Raw genomic sequence first — 24,710 nt, 5'->3', positions numbered from 1 at the left:
CCCGAGTAGAATAGAGGCATGAACTCGGGGGAGAAAATCGCAATCGCGGACAGTGTGAACACACTGTCCGCGGCGGTGGACTCCCTCGCCTCGCTGCCACTTATTCCGGTATCGGACAACGACATCGTCGAATTGATGCAGCAGATCGAAACCGCTACCCGCAAACTCGACGCACTCAAACTCGACCTGGTGGTGCAGACCTGCTCTCGGTCACTGCCCAAGCGCGCCGGAGCAGGTTCCGTGGCGCTGTTCCTGCAAGACACACTGCGGATTTCGCACGGGGACGCGCTGAACCGGTGGCACTGCGCCGAGCAGGCCGCGATCTGGCCGCGCGTGGGCGATGCCGCCGAGATTCCCGCCGCACCGGCACTGCCCAATACCGCACTCGCGCAAGAGGAAGGCGCGATCGGCCTCGACCATGTGCGGGTTATCCGACAGGTCATGGACCGGCTGCCGAGCAAGGTAAGTGCGGAAGACCGCGCACTCGCCGAAGAGCACCTGGCCCGCCACGCGCGCGCCTTGAACCCGAACCAACTGCCCAAGATTGGTGACCGGATCCTGGGACACCTCGACCCCGATGGCACGCTGACCAATGATGCAGACCGTGCACGTTTGCGCAGCATGCGGTTGAGCCCACAGGGTTTCGATCTGATGTCCACCATGACCGTGGTGTTGACCCCCGAAGCACGCGCCGCGATGGACGCAGTGCTGGCCAAGCTCGCCCGGCCCGGCCTGTGCAACCCCGCTGATCCCGAAAGCCCGTTCGTGGTCGATGAGAACCTCGACCCCGAGGTCGTGAAGGCCGCCGCCGCACGCGATACCCGCACGACCGTGCAGCGTCAGCACGATGCATTGTTCGCGCTCCTGCACCCGGACTTCAACCCCGCACACCTGGGCTCGCACCGCGGGCTGCCCGTCACCACGATCCTGACCATGAGCATCACCGATGTGGAGCGCGCTGCCGGTGTTGCCACCACGGCTACCGGTGGGACGGTGCCGGTCGCGGTCGCGTTGGAAATGGCTGCACGGAAGAGCAAGACCTTTTCGGTCGTGACCGACGCCAACGCGATGCCCTTGCACATCGGGGAAGCCCGCCTTGCGAACCCGGCACAGCGGATGGCGTTGATCGCCACCGAACGGGGTTGCACCCGCCCGGGCTGCACCGCACCCGCGAGCATGGCCGCCGTGCACCATGTCACCGAGTACATCAAGGGTGGCCCCACGGACATCGAAAACCTCACGCTGGCTTGCGATCACTGCCACGCTCTGGTGAACGACACTCCGACCGGGTGGACCACGATCAAGCTCGGTAAGGATTCGGCCTTCGCGGGCCGTACCGCGTGGATTGCGCCCGCGCACATCGACCCGACCCGGACACCGAAGGTGAACCACCTTCATCACCCGGACGAGTTGATGGCCACCGCCCCGGACGCGCCACCACTGCCTGCTCGCTCCTCTCGGGCCTGTGTGCCGAGTCGGATGCGTCAGCGACCGTGGGTGTTGCCTCGCCCGGCTTGCCCAGCCCAGCAATAGCTCCACCCCACCTGTATCCAACCGTCAGGAGCCCTCCTGCCGGTCCTACAGGCATGTCCCGCACGGCCTCTGCCAAGTCCGTACGGCTCCACGCCGGTATCTCGAGGCCCTTCGGGCCTTCTTTCTTCTTGTCCAGGCGTCTTTTGTCTTTTTATCTTTTGTTCTTAAACACCCCAAGCCTCAACAACAAATCCAGCCACGGTAGTGGCACTCCCCCCAATATTCAACGTAGCGATCCTCCGAGCCCCATCAACCTGATAATCCCCCGCCTGATCAGTCACCTGCTTATAGGCATCAAACAACATCCGAGCCCCGGTAGCCCCCACCGGATGCCCGATCCCGATAAGCCCACCTCCCGGATTAACCGGAAGACTTCCACCCCTCCCGATCTCCCCCGACTCGATCGCCTTCCAACTCTCCCCCGGCGACGTGATCCCGAGATGATCAATCGCCATGTACTCGGACATCGAGAAACAGTCATGCACCTCCACCGCATCCACATCGGTGATATCGGCCAGCCCAGCCCGCCCGAGCGCATCCAGCATCGTCTGCCGCACATGCGGGAACACATACGGTTCGGCCACCGCGACCTCGAACTTCTGCGCAAGCGACAACCCAGCCGTCCGATGCCCCCACCCGGTGATCACCGCATGCTTCGTAGCCCGCAAATCCCTGTGCTGCTCCAGGAATCGATCGGAGACGAGAATCAACGCCGCCGCCCCGTCGGTCATCTGACTGCAATCCTGACGCCGCAACGGCCCCGCCACCGGCGGATTCGCGGTGTCATCGGCGGTGAAACTATCCGGGGTGTACGACCATTCACGAGTCTGCGCCAGCGGATTCAACCGCGCATTGGCGATATTCAACTCGCTGATGGCGTGCAGATGCGCCGGGTCCAATCCGTATCGCCGATCGTATTCTTCGGCGACAGCGGCGAACATGGTCGGCCACACCAGATCCGTATCCTGGGCTTCATGCCCCTTCCAGGCGGCCGCACCCATATACGCGGCAGCCTGATTACCCGGAACGGTCTTCTCCAACTCGGCACCGATCACCAGGGCACAGTCGTAGCGCCCGGATTCCAGGTCCGACATCGCGGCCAGCACCGCCATACTTCCGGAGGCGCAAGCGGCTTCGTGACGGCTCGCCGGAATCCCCCAGAGCTCCGGAAGCACGGTGGCGGGCATACCGCCCAACTGCCCCTGCCCCGTGAAGAGCTGCCCGAATGCGTTGCCGACATGGATGACTTCGAGATCGGCGGGATCGACCCCCGTCTCGGTCAACGTCGCTTCGGTCACCGAACGAACAAGCGCGTCGAACCCGAGTCCGGCGCGATGCCAATTGACAGCGAAATCGGTTTGGCTGCCGCCGAGTATATGGACGGACACTGTGACTCCTGGATTGTGTTGTACCGGTTCAGAGTTGGTCGCGAAGCTCGCGGCGGAGCAGCTTGCCGACGGGATTGCGCGGCAGCGATGCCACGACCTCCAGGCGTTCGGGCAGTTTGAACGAGGCGACCTCGCGGGAGCGCAGGTGCGCGACCAGATCGTCGAGCGTGACGGTGGCTCCAGGCGCGGGAACCACGAAGGCGCAACACTTCTCGCCGAGAACCTCATCCGGATAGCCGACGATCGCCACATCGGTGATGCCGGGATGATCCGACAGCAACCCCTCGATCTCCGCGGGCGCGATATTCATCCCGCCGCGAATGATGATCTCCTTCACCCGATCGACGAAGCGCAGGTAGCGTCCGTCCGGCCCGCAGAGCTCGAAAACGTCTCCGCTGCACAGATATCCCTCGTCATCGAAGGGCTCGGTACTGGCCGTACCGGGCAGATATCCGCCGAATACCGCAGGGCCACGCAGGCGAAGTTCGCCGCGCCCACCCAGCTCGGTCACGGTCTCGCCGGTGACGACGTCGACAAGCTTGACGGCGGTGCGCGCCGCAAGCCGGGTGGACCATTCCACACCGGGCGCACCGTAGTGCGGTAAATGCTGCGCGCGCACAGTCGGATCCGGGATATCGGCCGGTGCGCCGAGCAGGCTCACACCCTCATTGGATCCGAAGAAATTGAGCACGTGAATGCCCAACTCCTCCTGCCAGCGCCGCACCACGGGCGGCGGCAGTGGCGCACCACCGGACCCCACGGTGCGCAATGACGACAGATCGGCGTGCGCGCGCAGACTCTCGTTCTGCAACAGCATGGTCAACAGCGCGGGCGGCATACTTGTATGCGTCACACGATGTTCGGCGATCTGACCGAGGAATACCGGCAGATCCAGCGGATGATGCTGCACCAGATGCCCGCCGGCCAGCAGCCACGGCAGGAACGCACCGGCGAAGCCCGCCATATTCACCATCGGAAATGGGTTGAGCACCACCGACTCCGGGGTGATTCCCAGACCGTCCTGAACACCCTGCGCCACCGCCAGCCAATCCCCGTGACAGCGCGGGATGCCCTTCGGCGCAGCTTCGGTGCCGCTGGTCCAGCACACGGTGATGCGGTCGTTGACGGTGACCTGCAATGCGGTTTCATAGTCCCGGAACCGATCGCGCGACTGGGAATCAGCCGAATCACCGAGCGCTACAGCCTTATCCGGAACCGCCGGGCCGAACGCGAACACCGTCGCATTGCCGTCCGCGACGGACAGCGCCTCCTCCGCGAGCTCGCGGCCGGATAGCATTCCGGCGGTGATGATCGCATCGGCCGCCGTCGCCGCGACGATGCCGGATATCTCATGCCGTCGATAGGACGCGGGCATGGGTGTGGCGACCGCACCCAATCGCCACAGCGCCAGATAGGTGGCGGTGAGCGCGATGGAATTGGGCAGCAGTACGGCAATGGTGTCGCCCTGGCGGATGCCCTGCGCGAAAAGCACTGCCGCGATGTCGATTACGTGATCATCCAGCCCCTGCCAGGTCAGACTGCGCGGCACAGCGCCGGTCAGCTCCGCGAGATTGGCCGGATCGGTCAGCGCGGGCGCATCCGGCGCTTCGGCGACGCGACGGCGGAAGACCGCCGGAATCGTCTCGTTCTCCCACCAGCTGTGTTCGAGATAGTCGCGCACCGTGTCGTCCGGATGACACTGTCGCACCGGATGTCTGGTCCCGGTTGTCCGACGCGCACCGGTCAGCGGTGCGGGAGCGGGTGATTCAGCCATGAAGTTCCCTAGTACTCGTAGTTCTTGCTCATGACAGTCGCCGCAGTACGACCGCGGACCCCAGCCCGAGCGCGGCGGGGATGGTCACCAGCGCGTATTCGCCGTCGCACCGATTCAGGGCGTCGAGGGCCTGGGCGATGAGGATGCCGCCGGTCGCGCCGAGCGGATGCCCTACGGCGACAGCGCCGCCCGATGGATTGACCCGAGCCGGATCAAGATCCAGCTCACTTGTCAGCACCAGCGGTGTGACAGCGAAGGATTCGTTCACCTCGACAACATCGAGGTCTCCGGCGGCAATACCCGCACGTTCCAACGCCACCCGCGCGGCGGTCACGGGAGCGGTGAGCAGTGGCGAGCGCACCGCCGTCTGAGCGGTACCGACTATGGCGGCCAACGGTTTTCGCCCAAGAGTCCGCTCTGCCACCGCATTGCCGATCAGTACCGCGGACGCGCCATCGGCGAGCTGCGGTGCGGTGGCGATGGTGTGCAATCCGGCGACAGGGCGCGGAGCATCCGGCAGTCGGCGCGCCACCCGCTCCCACGACGGGTCATCCCCGAACAACGCGGGCAGCTCGGCAAACGATTCGACCGACGCATCCGCGCGAGCCCCCTCATCGGCGTCCAGCACCACCGTTCCACCCTTGCGAGCCGGTATCACCGCCGATGAGACCTCTGCGCCGAGGGCCCTCCGATGCGATTGCACCGCATAGGAATCCAGCTCCGGTCGAGTGATCCCGTACGCGGCCGCAGTCAGATCCGCCGACACCCCGATGGTGACGAACCCGGTCCGCTCCCCGAGGTCATTGTCCAGCGCAATGGCGGGCCGATCCGAAAGCATCGGCACCCGCGACATGGACTCCACCCCACCGGCGACAACAAGGTCCGCGTACCCGGCAGCCACCCGAGCCGCCCCGGCCTCCACCGCGTCGAGCCCCGAACAACAGAGCCGCGAAACCACCCCGCCCGGAACCGAATCCGGCCACCCCGCCCACAGCGCGGCGGCCCGAGCGATATCCCCGCCCTGCTCCCCCATCGCGGTACTGACCCCGATCACGATGTCGCCCACCGTCTCCGCCGGACACCCTCGCTCACCCAACGCCGAAAGCAGCTGCCCGAGCATCTCATACGGCGGCAACTCCGCCAGCGCCCCACCGCTGCGTCGCACCCTGCCCCGAGGCAACCGCACCGCGTCATAAATGAATGCTTCACCCACCGCAGCTCTCCCCGATCTCATTCGAATTCCAATGCTCAGGCCCGCCCGAGGCGGCACGGATCCGCGCGTCAGCCATGCTCGATCCTCGCGAGGGTCTCGAGGGTGTGGTGCGCGGCCGGATCCTCCGCGGTGGACACCGGAACAATGACCACCTCGTCGGCCCCGGCGTCCCGATACGCGGTGAGCCGGTTCGCGAGTGTGCCGGAATCACCGAACATCCCTACGGTGGCGGGCAATTCGTCCGGAACGGCTGCCAGCACCTCGCGCGGGTGAGCACCGCTGTGTGCCAGCCGCACCACGTCCCCGAAGCCCGCCTCCTCGAACATGGCGTCATACCCGGGCGCGCGCAGATAGCCGACCACCCCGCGCCGAAGCGTGTGGAGCATGTCGGACGTCGGGTCCGCGGCCGCAGTCACCCACACCGATACGTTCGGGGTGGCGCGCCCGGCCTCAGCCGCGAATTCCCTTATGCGCGTGACACATCGGGCAACCTGCGCGGGTGTCACCAGATTGAGGACTACACGATCGGCAGTGCGCGCCGCAGCCGCCAGCGCACGATCACCGAAGGCCGCCACGATCAATTCCGGCCCGCCCGGAGCGGGCAAACGCAGCCGGTAGCCGCGGATACGTTCGATCTCTCCGTGAAAGTCGCCCTTCTCGCCGTCGAGCAACCGCCGCACGATGCATGCCGACTCCTCCAAATGCACAGCGGTGCGGCGTCTTTCGCGGCCATGCCAGTCCTTCACCACGACGGTGCTCGAGGTGCCGAGGGCGATGCTGACGGCCCGCCCGGTGAGGGCGGCGACACTGGCCACACCGATGGCGATGGTTGCCGGAGTCCGAATATCGACCGCGAGCGGTCCAATGCACAGTGGGATTCGGCCTGGCGCTTGGCCAACCGCCGTGGCGAGGGCGAAGGCGTCGAAGGTCGCCATTTCGCCGAGCCAGAGGCGGTCGTAGCCAAGTTTGTCGGCGGCTTCTGCCACCAACAGGGCGTCCATGGGGTCGCGGTCCTGCCAATACGGCAGGCTCACGCTCAATCGTGGATCAGGCACAGGCGCAGACCTTTTCAGGCGATCGGCTGGGAAGCGGCGCGCATGCGGTCACCACTGACCCAGGTGGCGTGGAAGCCGAGGGGCACACGGGTGGGGATACCCAACCGGCAGATCGGCCCCTTGCTCAGATCGGCGGCGTGGTAGATCCACACTTCGGACAGTCCGGTGTGGTTGTTGTGGGCGAACATGGTCAGATAGGCGTCGTCCTCGGATTTCGCGCCGGGACGCGGGACCACGGTGAGTTCGCTGCCGTACATGCCGTCCCCGAAGGGCGCGGTTTCCTTTGTGCCGGTGAGCAAGTCGTATTTGATCACCGCGTCGAAGATCATGGTGCGATCCACCGACAGGCGCATCTGATACGAGTACCGCCCGCGCTGTCCGGTGATCCCCTGGTCGATGGCCGGGAATTCGGTGTTCACATCATCCAGGGGCGTTTCGGTGGTGACGCCGGTGCGGAGGTTGAACCGGTACCGATGCAGTTTCGCCTCGGGCCGCAGGTACGCGAGCAACTGCGCCAGCGGATGCGCGCGATCGGACACCGGGCTGGGTTCGGTGACCCGGCAGACGATGAGCACGATCTCATCGCCCTCCTCCCACGAGTTGACCGTGTGATAGATGTACCCGGGCGCGGCCTCGAACCATTTCGCTTCCGCCCCAACGCCATAGCGCGGCAGCACCGCGAAGCGGCTCGGCAGCTCGCGATCGAAGAAGATCTTGAATCGCCCGGCAGCGGCCGCGCGCGGATCGTTGTAGAGCGGCAGATCCATCAGAATGGAGTAGTTCTCGGTGATCGCCATATCGTGCGGCAGCCGTGGCCCGGGCAGTTCCAGCCCGGTGAAATGGGTGACCTTGCCGGTCGGATCGGCGACGCCGTAGCGCAGGTACGGGGCATTGATGCCGTAGTCGAAGAACAGGAATTCCTCGGTGCGCTCATCCACCTTGGCGTGCGCCGAAACCTCGCCCGGCAGGGTGCCGTTGAAGTCGTCGACCCCGCGCGTCTCCAGGCTCACCGGATCGATCGAGTACGGCTTGCCCGCGCGATACCAGAGCGCGAGCAGATTCCCGTGGTGGTAGATGACATCGGTATTGGCCGAATTGCGTTCGCGGCGATCCCCGGCGGGATTCCCGTCCCAGGGCTCGATCACCCCGCGCCACAGCGCGGTTCCGGCCGAACGCTCGGCATCGAATTCGGCGGTGCGAATGTACCGGTTGCGGTAGGTGGCCCGGCCGTTCTCGAAATGCACGGCGTGCAGCATGCCGTCCCCGTCGAACCAGTGATACCGGCCCAGCGGCGCGAACTGCGGGTTGGGGCCATTGCGCACATACACCCCGTCGAGGTCGACGGGCAGTTCACCGGCCAGCACCGTGAGGTCGGTGGCGGTGATCTCGTCGGACTGCGCGGCGTACGGACCTTCCAGGTACGGATTGGTCAACGCCTCGGCGGCGGGAGCGATGAGTTCTTCATTGAGCGGCATGAGCGGCGCCTCCAGCAGCCGGGCTCGGACGGCCCGGCAAATTTCACTACAGTTAATGAAGTGATACGCGTCTCAACGAGAGCTGTCAAGGCCCGACGGCCGCCGTCAGCCCTGCGAAACCCGGCCGGCAGCCGCTTCGAATCGCACGTCGGTCCGGACCAATTCGGTCTCGCAACCACGGCAGCGCAGCGCCGGAATCAATACCGCGCCACACTCTCGATGGTGAATTCGCAGACCCGGCTCGGGCTCCGGATGCGCCTGATCGGCCCAAGCCAGCAGAAAGGCGAACACCCCGAACAGCGCCCGCCCGCGCGGGGTCAGCCGATACTCGCGCGCATCGGTTTCCGGCCGATGCAGGACGCCCGCCTCGACCAGGCGGGTCAATCGTTCGGTCAGCGTGGTCGGCGACATATGCAGTGCCGCACGGAATTCCGAGAAACGCCGCACCCCCGCGAGCGCGAGACCGGTGACCGCGGCGCTCCAGCGATCGCCGATCGCCTCCATGATCTCGTCGAAGCGCGCATCGTCACCGGCGGGCGCGGCCGCGCGCGCCGAGCGCCTGCGACCGGAGGTGATGTGCCACAGCGCATCCCGATCCAATTCGACATCGGTGTCATGCGGCGTCACGGTGCGCCCGCAGCTCTTGCACATGACCACCGGCGGCCCGCGATGCCCGCATTCGGTGTGCACGAACTCCGGCAGCAGCGCCCATTCGGCTGTCCACTCCCGTTGCCAGGACCATACGCACACCAGGATCTGCCAGGTGCCCAGCCCCAATTCGGTGAGCCGGTACTCCCCCCGATCCCGGTACAGCACCCCGGCATCGACGAGCGCCGCCAGCCGTGCGGTGAGCACTGCGGGCGGCGCGTTCGTCCTGTCACTCCAGTGATTGAACCGCCGGGCGTGCTCGACGAAGGCCAGACGCAGGATGGTGAGCGTCAGGCGGTCGCCGAGCAGGTCGAAAGTGACGGCCACGGAGTTTGTTTGCACTTCAATAACTGTACCGGATTACCGTACGGATAGCGTTTCCAGCTCGCGGGACACGGCCTCATCGTGCGCGGCCGCCGCTTCCGCGGCCTTCTTCGGGCTCCAGAAACCGGACATGAAGAAGACGAACGGCAGGAACGCGATCTGTGCGATCAGGCAGATCCACCACCACGTCCGCCACTGCTTGGGCGAATCGATCGCCGCCTGCTGGGCATCCTTGGCATGGTCGGACAGGAAGGTCAGATCGTCGGCCGGAATGGCGCTGACCGCCTTGAGTTCATTACTGGCCGTGGTCAATTGCGGACCAACCTGCGAGGCGACGGCGAGATCGTTCACCGGAACCTTCTGTGCCGCTTGAATTCTGGCGATGGCCTGATCCGGCGGAATATTGAACTTCTGCGCGACCTGGCTGACCGCGGTGGCGGCACTGGCCTGGTCGGCCGGATTGATCAGCATCTTGGTCAGCACCGCCGGGTCGATGGCCTGGAGGGTGGCCAACTCCTGCGGATACTTGGCATTGAGCGCGACCGTGGTCTGCACATCGGCCGCCGAAGCGCCGGTCAGTTTCACCAGTGCGCTCACCTGTGCGGCAGCGTCATTCGGATTGGCTCCCAACTGAGCCATGGTATCCGTGCCGACCTTCTGAATGGTGGCCAGCTCATTATGGTATTTGGCCGAAATCGTTTGCAGCCGTGGACCGTAATTCACCAGCGTGCCCGCCGCGGTCACCACCAGCAGCAGCCCGAGCAGTACGAAGGTGACGACCGTGCGCAGAATGCCACCCCATACCGCGAGCCCCGCGACCGTCGCCGCCGGATTCCGGTTCTCCACCGTCTCGGTGTAGCAGGCCATCCAGGTGGCGTAGCAGATACCGCTGCCCACCGCGATCAGACTGAGCACCGCGGCGAAGGTGTAGTAATCGGTACCGGGTTTATCGGTATAGCCGAGGAATATGAATACCCCGATGATGCTGATGACGGCACCGAAGAGCATGAACGGTTTCCGGACCTTCAAATAGTCCGAGATGATGCCCGTCAGCACCAGCGATAGCGCATTGGCGATCCAATACCAGTTACCCATCGCATTGGCCTGCTGTGCGGTGAACCCGAAGTTCGTCGCCATATACACCGGCAGGAACGACACAATGGTGTAGAAGAACGCCAGGAATATCGAGATGGCGAAGGCCGATCCGACGATATTGAAGCGCATCATCTGTTTCCACTGATCGCGCTCGAGGCTCTCCACATCCAGGCCGCGGGCGCGCGCCTCGATGAGCGCCTTATCGCGCATGGACACCATGATCTGATCGCGCAGCGCCGGGCTGAGTTCGCGCAATCCGACCACGCCGAGAATGGAGATGACCACGCAGATGGCCCCGCACAGCCGGTAGTGGAACTGCCAATCCGGATGCGCGGACAGCGTCTGGGTGGAGATCTCGGTGGTCACCAGCGCGCCGAGTACGGGTCCGAGCGTCCAGAAGCCCATGGCCGAGGCGCGGCCCAGCTGCGGTGAGAAGTCGCGCACCAGGGCCGGGGTGGCCACCAGCACCGCGCCTTCCACGATGCCGATCACGCAGTAGACGATCAGGTACGCCTCTTTGGTGGTGCAGGCGGGTACCGCGACCAGGGTGAGTACCGAGCAGATGACCGTGCCGTAGGCGACGATATTGGCTCGCCCCCACCTGTCCAGCAGTCCGGCGATGACCGAGGCGACCGCGCCGAACGCCGCACCGGCGATGAAGATGCCGACGAAATACGCGAACGACAGGTGGAAATAGGCGATGAGCTCATTGCCCACCGCGCCCGAGACGAAGAGCTGGTAGTAGAGGGCGACCGAGACGATCACCACCAGGAAGAGATACCAGGACCGGGTACGGTTGTCCGGGTAGTGCGGAATCTTGCGCTGCCACAGCCCGGTCAACAGCGTCGGTGCTATCGGACCGGGGGCGGTCGAAGTCGAACTCATGATCGAAATGCCTTTCTGACCACGGCATTTCGTGTGACCGGAAGACCCATCAAGATGCGCCACGAGCTGCCGAGGTGATCACAGGGTAACGGCCACAAGTGATCGGCATCACTGTTATAGAAATACGTGTTTATTCGGTCCCGGAGCGGAAGTAGAGGGTGTTGGACCCGTGTTCGGCCAGCGGTCCGGCTTCGGCGGCCTGGCGGATACCGCTGCCGGGCAGGCTGGTGAGTTTGGTGAACATGGTGGTGTTGCCGAACGCGGACCGCACCTGGGTTTCGGAGGCGTAATCCGCGCCGTATTCGGCGAGTGCCTTGAAATCCAAGGGGGCGAGCGGCTTTTCGAGTGGAATCTGTCCCGCCGGGAGACCGAGCGCGGCGTACTGGATGGCGGAACCGCCCTCATACCAGCACAATTCGTAGGACATGTTCTCGGTGGTGGTAACGCTGACCACCGGCCATTCCTGGGAAAGCCGCAGGGCCAGTGGATGTTTCCCGACGGGGGCGATCTCCCAGTTCAGGCTCTTCACCGAAACCCAGTGCTCGGAAACCTTTTCGATGAGTACGACATCCTCACCGAGGCGTTCGGCGCGATTGGCCTCGGGGTCCGGTGTGCTCCAATGCTTTTCATCAACGCCGAGATACGCGGTGCTGGGCACGGCCTGTGCGCCGTCGGCCGAATACGCCGCGAGAATGGCGGCGCGCACCAGGGTGACGGCATTGCGCGAGGAACACCGCACGCCGAGCGCGCCGAACGAGGTGCTGATCTCCATCGGCTTGGACGGCTGATCCGGCATGGCGCCGGCGGCGAGCGGTTTGAGGCCGATCAGCGCGAGCTGCCAGTTGACCTCTTCGATCGTCGCCAGGTCACCGGAGGTTTGGTACAGGATCTGCTGCTGGGTCAGATATCCGGCGCGCTCCAGCGTGGCGACCTCGAGCTTGCGCAGCGCGGTGACGGTCTTGCTGGTGAACCCGATGTCCTCGACCCGGATCTCCCGCAGCCGCTGCGCCATGGCCGGTGAGGTGACCGCGGCATAGCGTTCGCGGTACATGGCGATCGCCGGTTTGCGCTGACGCCCCACCATCAGGGTGCGCAGCAGGGTATTGAGACTGGAGAGATAGCGCGCGGCCTGTTCCGGATCGGCGGAGAAGAGCTGCGCGCGAATGGCGACCGCGTCCGAACTGGCCGCGACCGCGGCATTGGGATCCAGGCGCAGCAGCCACACACCGCATTTGGCGAGCGCGTCGGCGCAAACGGCGGCGGCATTGGGATAGTTGTGCGCCACCTGCCGATACGCATTGCACGCATTGCGAATGGTGGAGGTCGCCAGCTCACGGTGGCCGATGGTGCGGGCGGCCTCCTCGAATAGTCGCAGCGCGTCCTGCACCTGTCCCGCGAAGATCGCGTTCACATGCCCGGCGGTGAGCCAGCGCAACCGCAGCAGCACGGCCTCTTGCGCGGGTTCGAGTGCCGAGGCGGACAGATCACGCTGTGCCGGATCGCTTTTGGTGGCAATGAGGCCGCGGGCCAATTCGCACAGGGTGGTGGCTAGGGCCAGTTCGGCTTCGGGCGAACGGTCGCGGGCGGCCGCTCTATCCGTAGCCACCTGGCGCTCAATGGCGCTGAGATCCATTGCGACCTTCAAACTCCCGCATCAACCGTGCGCGTGCGATCTCCTTGCCGACCGCCCTGCGCGTTTGCGCCGAGTCTGCCATAGATTGCCCGCGCGGGTCACGCGAGTCCCGGTATGACCGGATTGCTCGGGTGCGCCGCGCGCGGGGTCCGGATCAGTCCGCGCGGGTATAGCGGAGTTGGCCCGGTTTCTCCTGCTCATAGGCGGCACGGCCCGAGAGGTGCTGGGGCACACCGACTTCCCACCACGCCCCGGATTCGGTCCACGACGACGGCTGGGTGTGCACCACGAGCACGGCCGGACGCTTCTCCGCGACAGCGGTGGCTCGGGCGCGGACGTACGCATCGCGGAATTCCGCGGGTTCGCCCGCGGTGAACACCGCGCAGCCCAGCGCGCGGGCGTGCGCGGCGAAATCGACGCGCGGCGGCATATCGTGATTGCTGCGGCAATCGGCATAGAAGTTATTGAACGGCTGTGCGCCCTGGCCTTCCTGCAGCCGCGCGATCACCGCGTAGCCGTCGTTATCGCACACCACCGCCACCAGCGGATGACCCGCGAACGCCGCGGAGAACAGTTCGGAATTGAGCATCAGATAGGAGCCGTCGCCGAGCATTGTGGTGACCAGGCCGCGATGCGCGATGGCAGCGCCCCACGCGCCCGACAGTTCGTATCCCATACAGGAGAAGCCGTATTCGACATCCATGGTGGGTGCACCGCCGGTGGCGCGCCAGCCGCCGATGAGTTCGCCGGGAAGGCCGCCGGACGCCGTCATCACGTAATCCTCGGGCCCGCTGAGGTCATTGACCATGCCGACGATCTGGGCATAGGTGGGCGCGCCGAGCGCAGGGGTGCGGAGTTTGTCGATATGGGCGTCCCATTCCGCGCGAACGGTCGCGGCGCGGGCGGTCCAGGCCGGATCCGCGTGCCACTCCCCTGTTTCGTGCGCGAGTTCGGCCAGTGCGGCATCCGCGTCACCGACCACGGCGAGCGCACCGTGTTTGACGGCATCGAAGCGCGCGGCATTGATATGGATGAGTCGCACATCGTCGGCGAAGACGGTCCAGGAGGCGGTGGTGAAATCCTGGAGACGGGTGCCGACGGCCAGGACGACATCGGCTTCCGCGGCGAGGGTATTCGCCGAGGCCGCACCGGTAATGCCCAGCGGGCCCGCGTAGAGCGGATGATCGTGGGGAACCAGTGTCCGTCCGGCGGTGGTCTCGGTGATCGGAATACCGTGCCGCTCAGCGAATTTCACGGCGCTGTCGGCCGCACCCGAATAGCGGACGCCGCCTCCGAGTATCAACAGCGGACGTTGCGCGGTAACCAGCCGGGCGGCCGCCTCCGAAACGCTGCGCCGATCCGGGCGCGGACGAGGGATGCGATGCAGCACCGGTTCGAACAGCGCGTCCGGAAATTCGTAGGTCTCCACCTGAACGTCCTGCGGTAGTGCGAGCGTCACCGGTCCCGCCTCTGCCGGATCGGTCAGCACCCGCGCCACCTGCGGCAGCGTCGCGATCAGCTGCTCGGGGCGGGTGATGCGATCGAAATACCTGCTCACCGAACGGAACGCGTCATTCACGGTGACGGTGGGATCGCCGAAATTCTCGACCTGCTGCAGCACCGGATCGGGTGCGCGGCTGGTGAAGGTGTCACCCGGGAGCAGCAGTAGCGGCAGCCGATTAGCATGTGCTACACCGGCGGCGGTGACCATATTGAGCGCGCCCGGTCCGATGGACGAGGTGGCGATGCCGACCTGACGCCGATGCGCGGCCTTGGCCAAACCTACGGCGGCCAGCGCCATGCCCTGTTCGGTATGCCCGCGCCATACCGGGATATCGTCGCGGCGTTCCTGGAGCGCGGTGCCCAGCCCGAGTACATTGCCGTGCCCGAAGATGGCGAAAACATGTGGGAACAGCGGCACTTCGGTGCCGTCGAGCAGTTCCGAGCGCTGGGCGACCAGCCAGGCCACCAGGGCTTGTGCGGTCGTGAGTCTCATTCGCGGCGTCCTTCGTGCGTGGTGACCGGGCAGCGCGGGTCCAATGGTTCATCGGCCCAATGCGATCGGACCCAGGAGTAATCCGGGTCGTCACAGAAGGCCATGGACCGGTCGGGGGCGGGACCTGCCAGGACATTGAGGTAGTACATGGCGTAGCCGGGGGCGGCGATGCACGGGCCGTGGTAGCCGTGCGGGACCAGGAAGACATCGCCGTCCCGGACCGCGACATTCTCGTCGAGTGCGCCATCGGCGGTATAGGTGCGGTGCATGCCGAAACCCCTTGGCGAGGGCGTGATTCCGTCGCGGTCGGCAATGCGGAAGTAGTAGATCTCCTCGTTGACGACCTCGCAGTCGCTCGCCTCGTCATGCTTGTGCGGCGGATAGGACGACCAATTGCCGCCGGGGGTGATGAGTTCGCAGGCATTGAGTTTGTCGGCATGGTCCCATATTCCGGGAACGCCGAAACCGGTGACTTGACGAGTCGCGACGCCCGCCCCGCGTACCTCCACCGGAACCTTGTCCGCCGGACCGTATTTGGGTTCGAGGCGGCGGGTGCAGCGCGCCATGGGCAGCGCGACCTCGATGCCGTGTGTCGTCGTCAGCTCGACCTCGGCATCGCGCGGGACATAGGCGAAATCGGTGACTCGGGTGAAAACCGTTTCCCGGCCTTCCAGTTCGAAGGTGAGGCCGTCCACCCGGACGGTGCAGGATCCGGACAGGGGCAGGATGAACGCTTCGAACTCACCCGTGTGCACGGTGCGCGATTCGCCCGCCTCCAGTCGGAGTACGCGCAGCCCGGTGTAGGTCCAGCCCGCATCATCCGGTGTCAGCGCGACGGGATCGTTTCTGTCACCGAGGGTTTCGGCGCGACGGTGCAATTTGCTCATGACGCGGCCTCGAGCACCCTCGCGGCGGCATCCACCGCGCCCGCCACATCGCCATCGGGCGGATAGAGCAGGCTGCGGCCGACGACCAGGCCGCGCACCACATCGTGAGTGAGGGCCGAACCCCATGACGCCAGATCCGCCGCCGGATCACCCGAGGGCGCGCCGCCCAGCACCAGTACGGGCAGTGTGGTTGCATCGAGTGCCGAAATATCTTGCGGCGCTGGTACTTTGAGCCAGGTGTAGGCCGAGGTGACGCCTAGACCGGAGGCGATGGTGATGGCGCGTTGCAGCGAGGCGGCATCGCGATGCATGACCAGCGACCCCGACGGATCGCGCCCGTACGGCAGCGGTTCCACCATGGCCATGAGTCCGTGCTCGGCGAGTTCGGAGACCGCCCGGGCGCAGGCTTCCAGTGTCGGAATTGTGCCCGCGTCCGAATCCACCATGCGCAAGAGCATCTTTCCGCCATCGAGGCGGTATTTCACCAGGGATTCGGCGTCGTATCCGGTGAAGCGGTCGTCGATCTCCCAGTCCGCTCCGGCGAGGCCGCCGCGGTTCATGGAGCCGATGACGATCTTGTCGTGCACGGCCTCGAGCAGCAGCAGTTCCTCGACGATATCCGGGGAGCCGAGCACGCCGTCGACGGCGGGATTGTCGAGCGCGATGAGCAATCGCTCCAGCAGGGTGCGGCGATCGGCCATGGCGGTGTTGTCCGCACCGACGCCGAGAGCACCGCGGGCCGGATGGTCGGCGGCGACCAGGAACAGGGTTCCCTTGTCCGACAGCAGATTAGGGCGGCGAATGCGGTCGGCGTAGGCACGCTGCACCGCTTCGGGTTCGGTGGCTCGGGCCCGCAGCAGCCGGTACCAGCGGTCATCGGTCAGGTGCACAGTAACTCCTCGATCTCGGCCTCGGTCGGCATGGCGTCGGCGCAGGCCAGGCGGGAGGCGACCAGCGCCCCGGCGGCATTGGCGAAGGTGCCCAGGCGGTGTGGATCCCAGCCCGCGAGCAGGCCGTGGATGAGCGCGCCGCCGAACCCGTCACCCGCGCCGAGACCGCAGACGACCTCGACACGGCAGGGCGGGACGGTCCAGCGTTCGGATTCGGTGGCGACCAGGACGCCTTCGGCGCCGCGTTTGATCACGGCCAGGCGGACGCCCCGGGCGAGCAGCCGGTCGGCGGCCTCATCCGGATCGGCGGTGCCGACGGCGACCTGGACTTCGGTTCTATTGCCCACCACCACATTCACGTGATCGACCATCCAGCCGATCTCGGCGCGGGCGGTGTCGACATCGGGCCAGAACATGGGGCGGTAGTCCAGGTCCAGGACGGTGTGGCCGCGCCGGTCGCGGCGCTCCAGCATGGCGCGCTGGGTGGTGCGGCCGGGTTCGGCGCTGACGCCGGTTCCGGTGACCCACAGCAGGGGTACGGAATCGACTACATCCCAGGGGATCTCATCATCGACGAGGGTGAGATCCGGGGCGATGGGCGCGCGATAGAACAGCAGCGGCGGATCGGCGGGCGGGTTCAGCTCGCAGAACACCACCGGTGTCTGGAGACTCGGCGCGGTGCCGACATAGCGGTTCTCGACACCGAAGTCCGCTAGCGCGTCTCGCACGAAATCGCCGAAGCCGTCCGGGCCGACCTTGGTGAGCAGCGCCGTGCGGCGGCCCAGGCGGGCGGCCGCCACCGCGACATTGGTGGCGGTGCCGCCCAGGAATTTGGCGAAGGTCTGCACCTTGGCCAGCGGCACCCCGCTCTGTTCGGGGTACAGGTCGACCCCGACCCGGCCGACGGTCAGCACTTCCAGTTCGGTCATTCCGACACCACTCGCTGCAATTCGTGTTGCAGCGCTTCGAGTTCCGCGCCGCCGGACATCTGGCGGGTCAATTCGGAGAGGTCGATCTCGGACTTCTCATAGGAGCCGAGCTGGCCACCACGCTGCAACAGCAGGAAGCGGTCACCGACCGGGTAGGCGTGATGCGGATTGTGGGTGATGAGTACGACGCCCAGGCCGCGGTCGCGCGCCTGCACGACGTAGCGAAGCACGATGCCCGCCTGCTTCACACCCAGTGCGGCCGTTGGCTCATCGAGAATCAGCACCTTCGCGCCGTAGTGCACCGCGCGGGCGATGGCCACGCATTGGCGCTGGCCGCCGGACAGGGTGCCGACCGGCTGTTCGAGATCGCGAATCTCGATTCCCATGTCCTCCAAGGCTTTACGGGTGATGTCCTTAGACTGCCGCCGGTCCAGCAGCTGGATCGGACCCAGCTTCTTGGTGGGTTCGGAGCCCAGCACGAAATTGCGCCAGACGCTCATGAGCGGCACCACGGCCAGATCCTGGTACACGGTGGCGATGCCGAGATCCAAAGCCTCACGCGGGGAGGACAATCGGGTCGGCTTGCCCTCGATCCGGAGTTCGCCGGTGTCGTGCTGATGCACGCCCGCCAGAATCTTGATCAGGGTGGATTTGCCCGCGCCATTGTCGCCCAGCACGCAGGTGACCTCGCCGGGATTGACCACCATGGTCACATCGTGCAGCGCCACCACGCCGCCGTAACTCTTTCCGATATCGACGGTTTCGATGAGGGGTGCCTGCGAAGTCATCGGCGTACCCTTTCCGCTCGCTTCTTGAACTCGTTGTTGACCAGTACGGCCGAGAGCAGCAGCACGCCGAGGAAGAGCATGAACCAGTCGCTGTTCCAGCCCGCGAAGACGATGCCCTGCCGCGCCATACCGAAGGTGAGCGCGCCCAGCGCCGCACCGACCACCGAACCGAAGCCGCCGGTGAGCAGACAGCCGCCGACGACCGCCGCGATGATGTACTGGAACTCCAGTCCCACACCCTGATTGGCCTGCACGCTGGAGAAGCGCAGCAGATTGCACGCGCCCACCACCCAGCCCGCGAAGGCCGTGGTCATGAAGAGAATGATCTTGGTGCGGGCGGCCGGGACGCCGACCGCGCGGGCGCTGGGCAGTGAACCGCCGACCGCGAAGATCCAGTTGCCGAATCTGGTGCGCATCAACACTATTGCCGCGATGGCGGTGAGCACGATCCACCACACCACCGAGGCTTGAATATGCGCATCGCCGATATCGGTGGTGGAGGCGAAAACCCAGCCCGCGGACTGATATCCGTCGGCCCCGCGAATGCCCGAGACCTGCACGGTGCCGGTAACCCACCGGGTCACACCGAGATTCAGGCCCTGCAACGCCAGGAAGGTGCCCAGGGTGACAATGAAGCTCGGCAGGCCGGTGCGCATCACCACCCAGCCGTTCAGCGCGCCGACCGCGAGGGCGAACAGCAGCGAGACCGCAAGGGCCAGCCAGATATTCCAGCCCGCGTTCACCGCGAGCAGGGCTGTCACTAGTGCGGTGGACGCCGTCATCACACCGGCTGAGAGGTCGAATTCCCCGCCGATCATGAGCAGTGCGACCGCCACCGCCATGATGCCGAGCGTGGAGGCATCGTCCAGCCAGTTGGAGACGCCCAGTGCGCTCAGGAACTTGTCGGTGATGATCGAGAAGAACAGGAACACCACCAGCGCGCCGATCAGCGCACCCAGTTCGGGCCGCACCACCAGGCGCTGCACCAGCGATGACCGCAGGCTCGTCGCCGGCTCGGAAGTCGTTGTGGCAACACTCATGTCATTCACTCCCGGCCCTCTACCGTGTGCCCTGGGCGACGAGCCCGGCGACGACATCGACATTGCTCTTGTCCACGAACGCCGGACCGGTCTGCACCGGATGGCCGCCGCCGACGCCATTGAGATTCGACCGGTACAGCTTCAACATGACCACCGGCAGATAGCCCTGTTCGTACTGCTGCTGATCGACCGCGAACAGCAGCGATCCGGCCCGAATCGCGCCCACCACATCATCATTGAGATCGAAGGTGGCGATGGCGGCCTTGGATTTGGATTCGCGGACCGCGTCCACCGCGCGGGCCGCGATCTGCGAATTCAGCGTCAGCACGGCGTCGATGGAGGAATCCGCCTCCAGCGCACCGCGAATGCGCGCCTGGGCATCGGTGGGATTATTGATGTCGACCTGGAGGGTGACGGCGGTGCCGAAACCCTGGGTCGCGCCCGCGCAGCGTTCATTCGCGCCGATATTCCCGGCCTCGTGAATCACGCAGAGCATCTTCTGTTTTCCGGCATCGTGCAGGCGTTTGCCGGCGGCCTCACCGGCCTGGCGCTCACTCTGACCGACATGGCCGATCGCGCCGTAGGCGACGCTCTTGTCCTCACCGGAGTTGATGGTCACCACGGGAATGCCCGAGGACACCGCCTTCTCGATGGAAGTGCGCAGCGCGTCCGGGTTCGCCATGGAGACGACCAGCCCGTCCACGCCCTGTGCGACGGCATTGTCGATGAGCTTGGCCTGCTGACTCGGATCGCCCGAGGAGTTGTATTCCACGCGCACCCCGAGCTGATCGCCCGCGGCCTCCGCGCCGTTCTTGACCACATTCCAGAACGCGTCACCGGGTGAACCGTGCGTGACGACCGCGACGGAGGTCAGTTTGCCGACGGCGACGGGCGCCTGGGCGGGTGCGGTCTGATCGGTGCCCGGGCCGCTGCACGCGGCGAGCACGGCGGCGGCCGCGATCCAGGGCGATAGTCGCCGCCAGCGCTTCGAACCGGAGCGTTTCGCGCCCGGAGGGGCCGCTACTTGGGACTTCATTGTCATCACATAACCCACTAAATCCGGGTGGAGGCCTGTTCAGCCCCGATTTCGGCCAGGTGTCGCAGACTTACTTCGGTATCTCGGTCGGGACCGGCGGCGGTGTCGCCGGGATTGAGGGCGGTGTCCTGTTCGAGCACGTACCAGCCGGTGTAGCCCGCGGCACGGACGGCGTGCACCAGCGCGGCGATATCGACATCGCCCCGTCCGAGCGGTACGTACATGCCTTCGCGCACGGCCCGGCTGTATTCCATTCGGCCGCTGCGGACTTCATCGGCGATGGCCAGCCGGACGTCCTTGAGGTGGATATGCCCGATGCGGTTCGGATACTGCCGGGCCAGGGCCACCGGATCGGTGCCGCCGATGGCCAGGTGGCCGGTATCCAGGCACAGGTCCAGATCGGAATCGGCGAGGAAGCGCCGAACCTCGGCTTCGGTCTCGACGTGGGTGCCCACGTGCGGGTGCAGGGTGGTGCGCAGGCCGTGTTCGGCGGCGATATCGGCGATGCTCGCCGCGGTGTCGATGAGCGTGCGCCATTCGTGATCGGTGAGGGGGACGCGGGCGTCGTAGCCGTCTTCGCCGGTGGCGGCGGCCAGTACCAGTACTTCCGCGCCGGTCGCGGCGAAGAGGGCGGCGGTTTCGCGGGCGGTGGCCAGGGCCGCGCTCGGTTCTCGATGCAGGGCCAGGGCCAGGAATCCGCCGACGGGGGTGAGTCCGTGCGCGGCCAGTTTCGCGCGCAATTCGGCTGGGGCGGTGGGCAGATAGCCCGGCGGGCCGAACTCGGTGGCGGTCAGCCCGAGGGCCGCCATGGCGGGCAGCACGGTGTCCGCGTCCAGGACATAGCCCCAGGCGGGGACTTCGCATACGCCCCAGGAGATGGGCGCGGCGGCAATACGCAATTCGGTCATCGGCACTTCCCAGACCTGTCGGTAGCCAACGTGTGAAACGCTTCCTCTATTGGAGCGCTCCAACAATGTAACCCCGATCACAAGCGTGTCAAGAGCTCGGGTGCGACCGAAAAGTGGTGCATGACCATGCAATACGGCTCCAACCTGGGGCGTTGTGCAGGAATCCAAATGTCCGAAACATGTCGTTAGAGCGCTCTATTGCCGACAATCGCCCGGACCGGTACCGTCGTGCAGCATGACCCGACCGACCATGGAAGACGTCGCCGCCCGAGCGGGCGTTTCCCGCGCACTGGTCTCACTGGTCATGCGCAACTCCCCCAAGGTGAGTGAGCATCGCCGCGCCGCGGTGCTGGCGGCGGCCGATGAACTCGGCTACGAACCGCATCTGATGGCTCGCTCGCTGGCGAGCCGGACCTCGAACATCGTCGGGGTCATGGTGTCCGATCTGCGCAATGCGTTCTTCGCCGATGTGGTGGAGGGGATGGACGAGGCGGCGCAGGAGGAGGGCCTCGAACTCATCCTGAATACCGGGCGGCGCAGCGCTTCCCGGGAAAGCACGGCACTGGCGAGCCTGCTCGCCTTCCGGCCGGGCGGGATCATTCTGCTGTCACCGGTATTGCCCGCGGCGTCCATTCGCGATGCGGCGCAACGGTGTCCGGTGGTGCTGGTATCGCGCGGGTCCAACTTCGCCGAAGTGGACACGGTCAATGACGATGGCGAGGTGGGTGCCGCGCTGGCGGTGGATCACCTTGTCGCACTGGGTCATCGGCGCATCGTGCACCTGGACGGCGGGGCGGCGTTCGCGGCCGGGCCACGGCGCAAGGGGTACACCGCCGCCATGGTCCGGCATGGTCTGGAGCCGATGGTCATTGCCAGCGAGCACACCGATGAGGCCGGTGCTGCGGCGGTGCGCAGTCTTCTGAACCTGTTCTCTCCCAGCAACTTTCCCACCGCGCTGGTCTGCGGTAACGACTTCAACGCGGTCGGTGCCATGTCCGCGCTCGCCGAGGCGGGACTGCGCGTCCCCGAGGATGTCTCGGTGGTCGGCTATGACAACACCTCCCTGGCCGCGCTCCAGCACGTCGCTCTCACCACCATCGATCAGCCGCGCAACAGCATCGGCCGCCTCGCGGTGCGCGCACTCACCGAACGCATGCAGGACGGCCGCACCGATCCGGTGCGCCAGCATCTCGAGCCGTCCCTCGTGGTCCGCTCGACCACCGCCAAGCCCCGCGACTGAGCTGGGCCACAACCGATTTCGAAGGAGCAACCATGTCCACGATCAGACTGGGCCTCGCAGGCACCGGCCGCATCGGCAGCTCCCACGCCGAAACCCTCACCACGCTGCCCGGCGTGGATTCGGTCATCGTCGCGGACGCGGACGCGGACCGAGCCCGCGCCACCGCCGATAAACTCGATATCGACTTCGCCCCCGATATCGACGCGCTGCTGGCCGCCGATCTCACCGGTTTGATCATCACCACCGCCACCGATTCGCATCCGGAGCTCATCACCGCCGCCGTGGATCGCGGCATCCCCGTCTTCTGCGAAAAGCCCATTGCCGCAGACATTCTCGGCACGCTCGCGGTAGTCGAACGAGTCGCTTCCTCCGACGTCCCGGTCCAGATCGGTTTCCAGCGCCGCTTCGACGCCGGTTACCGAGCCGCCCGCGCGGCGGTAACCTCCGGCGACCTCGGCTGGGTCCACACCCTGCGCGCCACCACCCTCGACCCCGCACCCCCGCCCGCCGACTACATCCCCCGCTCCGGCGGAGTCTTCCGCGATTGCGGCGTCCACGATTTCGACATCATCCGCTGGGTCACCGGCCGCGAAGTCACAGAGGTCTACGCCACCGGCGCGAACCGAGGCGAACAATTCTTCGCCGATGCGGGCGACGTCGACACCGCGGCGGTAATCCTGCGCCTCGATGACGGCGCACTGGCCACGGTCTCCTTGAGCCGCTACAACGGCGCGGGCTACGACGTCCGCCTCGAAGTCCTAGGCTCCAAAGGCAATGCGATAGTCGGCCTCGACGACCGCGCACCCCTGCATTCGGTGGAACCCGGCTACCCCGCCTCCAGCGTCCCCGCCTACCCCGGTTTCATGGACCGCTTCCACCCCGCCTACGTAGAAGAACTGGCCACCTTCCTGGAGGTCGCCGCCGCCCAGCGCCCCAGCCCTTGCACCCCAGCCGAAGCCCTGGAAGCCTTCTACATCGCAGAAGCCTGCGAACAATCCCGCCGCGAAGGCCGCCCCATCCGCCTCACGGAAGTCCGCCACTAACACCCGAAAAGGTGAAGCCGAAATGGATTGGATCCTCGAAGTAGTCCCCGTCCCCGTCTCGAACCTGGACCGCGCCAAAGACTTCTACTCCACCCAGGTCGGCTTCACCCTCGACCTGGACATCCAAATCTCCCCCGACACCCGCATAATCCAACTAACCCCACCCGGCTCCACCTGCTCCATCCACCTCTCCACCGGCCCCATGCCCCCCGGCTCGGTATCAGGCCTCCAACTGGTGGTACCCGACCTGGACACCGCCCAGACCGAACTATCCAACCGCGGCGTCCCCGTCACCGAGATAATGCATTTCGACCAGGGCACCCGCCTCCCCGGCCGAGGCGACCCCTGGAACAACTTCATCTTCTTCGACGACCCCGACGGCAACTCCTGGGTAATCCAAGAACGCCCCGCCACCCCCGACTAGCCCTCAAAATCCCATTGCGATCACTTGAGGTACGGGAGCTTCAGCCCGGCTGATGACATCCTGTGCTCGTCATGCTTCGCGGATTTGGCTCATGAAATCGATCGCTTCGATGAGGGTGAATTGGAGGGATTGGCTGGTGGATCCGATTCTGGCACGCGATTCTTCCGGGGAAACCTCGTATGCCGATTTCAGCGCGGCTTCGAATTCTTTCCAAGCCTCATATATTCTCCGGATGTCTTGCTCCACGTGAGAAGTCAGGGTTACGAATGCCTTGGCGTCCATACGCTGTTGACCACCCGATGCCAGCCAGATGTTGAGATTCGAGTACTCGGTTATATAGCGGCCGACCAACGCGTTGTTCTCGTTATGCAGGAGATTGCAGGAGAGCAGCAATATTGCGAGATTGTGCGAGGTTGGTACGTCATACTTCTTCAGCTCATTGGGAATCTTCCAGCTCGGGAGATCTTCCACCCAACTCCAGTCGTATTCGGAGGTCATGGACTCAA

Annotated in this window: 21 protein-coding genes; 4 read left to right on the top strand and 17 right to left on the bottom strand. The window is 65.6% G+C overall.

What is annotated here, in order from left to right:
• The first annotated feature begins 18 nt into the window (after positions 1 to 18).
• Complete coding sequence (locus ACFC0O_RS38270; protein WP_375966942.1) at positions 19 to 1,533, top strand: DUF222 domain-containing protein; 1,515 nt, start codon at positions 19 to 21, stop codon at positions 1,531 to 1,533.
• 164 nt (positions 1,534 to 1,697) lie between these two features.
• Here the strand turns inward: ACFC0O_RS38270 and ACFC0O_RS38265 are convergent, their stop codons facing one another.
• From ACFC0O_RS38265 to ACFC0O_RS38190, 16 genes are all read right to left on the bottom strand, one after another.
• Positions 1,698 to 2,921 carry an acetyl-CoA acetyltransferase gene (locus tag ACFC0O_RS38265; RefSeq protein WP_375966940.1) on the bottom strand — a complete coding sequence of 408 codons (1,224 nt, stop codon included), beginning with the start codon at positions 2,919 to 2,921 and terminating at the stop codon, positions 1,698 to 1,700.
• A gap of 28 nt (positions 2,922 to 2,949) precedes the next feature.
• Complete coding sequence (locus tag ACFC0O_RS38260; RefSeq protein ID WP_375966938.1) at positions 2,950 to 4,695, bottom strand: class I adenylate-forming enzyme family protein; 1,746 nt, start codon at positions 4,693 to 4,695, stop codon at positions 2,950 to 2,952.
• 28 nt (positions 4,696 to 4,723) lie between these two features.
• Positions 4,724 to 5,908: an acetyl-CoA C-acyltransferase gene (locus ACFC0O_RS38255; RefSeq protein WP_375966936.1), complete on the bottom strand. Its 1,185-nt coding sequence runs from the start codon at positions 5,906 to 5,908 to the stop codon at positions 4,724 to 4,726.
• Between the two features lie 68 nt (positions 5,909 to 5,976).
• Positions 5,977 to 6,963 (bottom strand): LLM class F420-dependent oxidoreductase, encoded by a 987-nt coding sequence (locus ACFC0O_RS38250; protein WP_375966934.1) that lies wholly within the window; start codon positions 6,961 to 6,963, stop codon positions 5,977 to 5,979.
• Between the two features lie 14 nt (positions 6,964 to 6,977).
• Positions 6,978 to 8,438 (bottom strand): carotenoid oxygenase family protein, encoded by a 1,461-nt coding sequence (locus tag ACFC0O_RS38245; protein ID WP_375966932.1) that lies wholly within the window; start codon positions 8,436 to 8,438, stop codon positions 6,978 to 6,980.
• 105 nt (positions 8,439 to 8,543) lie between these two features.
• Complete coding sequence (locus tag ACFC0O_RS38240) at positions 8,544 to 9,428, bottom strand: winged helix-turn-helix transcriptional regulator (protein WP_375966930.1); 885 nt, start codon at positions 9,426 to 9,428, stop codon at positions 8,544 to 8,546.
• Positions 9,429 to 9,446: 18 nt separating this feature from the next.
• On the bottom strand, positions 9,447 to 11,390 hold the full coding sequence (locus ACFC0O_RS38235) for an MFS transporter (RefSeq protein ID WP_375966928.1): 1,944 nt from the start codon (positions 11,388 to 11,390) through the stop codon (positions 9,447 to 9,449).
• Between the two features lie 130 nt (positions 11,391 to 11,520).
• Entirely contained in the window at positions 11,521 to 12,996 is a 1,476-nt protein-coding gene (locus tag ACFC0O_RS38230; RefSeq protein WP_375966927.1) for a hypothetical protein, read from the bottom strand.
• Between the two features lie 181 nt (positions 12,997 to 13,177).
• Positions 13,178 to 15,019, bottom strand: a complete 1,842-nt coding sequence (gene iolD / locus ACFC0O_RS38225; RefSeq protein WP_375966925.1) for a 3D-(3,5/4)-trihydroxycyclohexane-1,2-dione acylhydrolase (decyclizing) — start codon at positions 15,017 to 15,019, stop codon at positions 13,178 to 13,180.
• Positions 15,016 to 15,906 (bottom strand): 5-deoxy-glucuronate isomerase, encoded by an 891-nt coding sequence (gene iolB, locus ACFC0O_RS38220; protein ID WP_375966923.1) that lies wholly within the window; start codon positions 15,904 to 15,906, stop codon positions 15,016 to 15,018. The genes iolD and iolB overlap by 4 nt, the downstream gene beginning before the upstream one ends.
• Complete coding sequence (locus ACFC0O_RS38215; protein WP_375966922.1) at positions 15,903 to 16,796, bottom strand: aldolase; 894 nt, start codon at positions 16,794 to 16,796, stop codon at positions 15,903 to 15,905. Before ACFC0O_RS38215 ends, iolB begins: the two co-directional genes overlap by 4 nt.
• Positions 16,787 to 17,725 (bottom strand): 5-dehydro-2-deoxygluconokinase, encoded by a 939-nt coding sequence (gene iolC, locus ACFC0O_RS38210; protein WP_375966920.1) that lies wholly within the window; start codon positions 17,723 to 17,725, stop codon positions 16,787 to 16,789. The genes ACFC0O_RS38215 and iolC overlap by 10 nt, the downstream gene beginning before the upstream one ends.
• Positions 17,722 to 18,513, bottom strand: a complete 792-nt coding sequence (locus ACFC0O_RS38205; RefSeq protein WP_375966918.1) for an ATP-binding cassette domain-containing protein — start codon at positions 18,511 to 18,513, stop codon at positions 17,722 to 17,724. Before ACFC0O_RS38205 ends, iolC begins: the two co-directional genes overlap by 4 nt.
• Positions 18,510 to 19,553, bottom strand: a complete 1,044-nt coding sequence (locus ACFC0O_RS38200; RefSeq protein WP_375966916.1) for an ABC transporter permease — start codon at positions 19,551 to 19,553, stop codon at positions 18,510 to 18,512. Before ACFC0O_RS38200 ends, ACFC0O_RS38205 begins: the two co-directional genes overlap by 4 nt.
• A gap of 19 nt (positions 19,554 to 19,572) precedes the next feature.
• Entirely contained in the window at positions 19,573 to 20,589 is a 1,017-nt protein-coding gene (locus tag ACFC0O_RS38195; protein ID WP_375966914.1) for a sugar ABC transporter substrate-binding protein, read from the bottom strand.
• A 17-nt stretch (positions 20,590 to 20,606) separates the two neighbouring features.
• The gene (locus ACFC0O_RS38190) at positions 20,607 to 21,497 is read right to left on the bottom strand and encodes a TIM barrel protein (RefSeq protein WP_375966912.1); all 891 of its coding nucleotides are present in this window, start codon (positions 21,495 to 21,497) and stop codon (positions 20,607 to 20,609) included.
• Positions 21,498 to 21,732: 235 nt separating this feature from the next.
• Here ACFC0O_RS38190 and ACFC0O_RS38185 point away from each other — a divergent pair, with 235 nt between their 5' ends.
• Genes ACFC0O_RS38185 through ACFC0O_RS38175 form a run of 3 tightly spaced genes read left to right on the top strand, consistent with a single transcriptional unit; the run spans position 21,733 to position 24,204 of the window.
• Entirely contained in the window at positions 21,733 to 22,737 is a 1,005-nt protein-coding gene (locus ACFC0O_RS38185; protein ID WP_375966911.1) for a LacI family DNA-binding transcriptional regulator, read from the top strand.
• 32 nt (positions 22,738 to 22,769) lie between these two features.
• Positions 22,770 to 23,780, top strand: coding sequence for a Gfo/Idh/MocA family oxidoreductase (locus ACFC0O_RS38180; RefSeq protein WP_375966909.1), 1,011 nt, complete (start codon positions 22,770 to 22,772; stop codon positions 23,778 to 23,780).
• A gap of 22 nt (positions 23,781 to 23,802) precedes the next feature.
• Positions 23,803 to 24,204 (top strand): VOC family protein, encoded by a 402-nt coding sequence (locus tag ACFC0O_RS38175; RefSeq protein WP_375966908.1) that lies wholly within the window; start codon positions 23,803 to 23,805, stop codon positions 24,202 to 24,204.
• A 69-nt stretch (positions 24,205 to 24,273) separates the two neighbouring features.
• Here ACFC0O_RS38175 and ACFC0O_RS38170 read toward each other — a convergent pair whose 3' ends face one another.
• Positions 24,274 to 24,702: a hypothetical protein gene (locus tag ACFC0O_RS38170; protein ID WP_375966907.1), complete on the bottom strand. Its 429-nt coding sequence runs from the start codon at positions 24,700 to 24,702 to the stop codon at positions 24,274 to 24,276.
• Positions 24,703 to 24,710: the final 8 nt, after the last annotated feature.

The sequence above is a fragment of the Nocardia sp. NPDC056100 genome, from assembly GCF_042266325.1.
In the GTDB taxonomy this organism is placed as follows: Bacteria; Actinomycetota; Actinomycetes; order Mycobacteriales; family Mycobacteriaceae; genus Nocardia.
The sequence above is the reverse complement of the archived record's forward strand: the minus strand, read 5'-3'. Positions and strand labels throughout refer to the sequence as shown.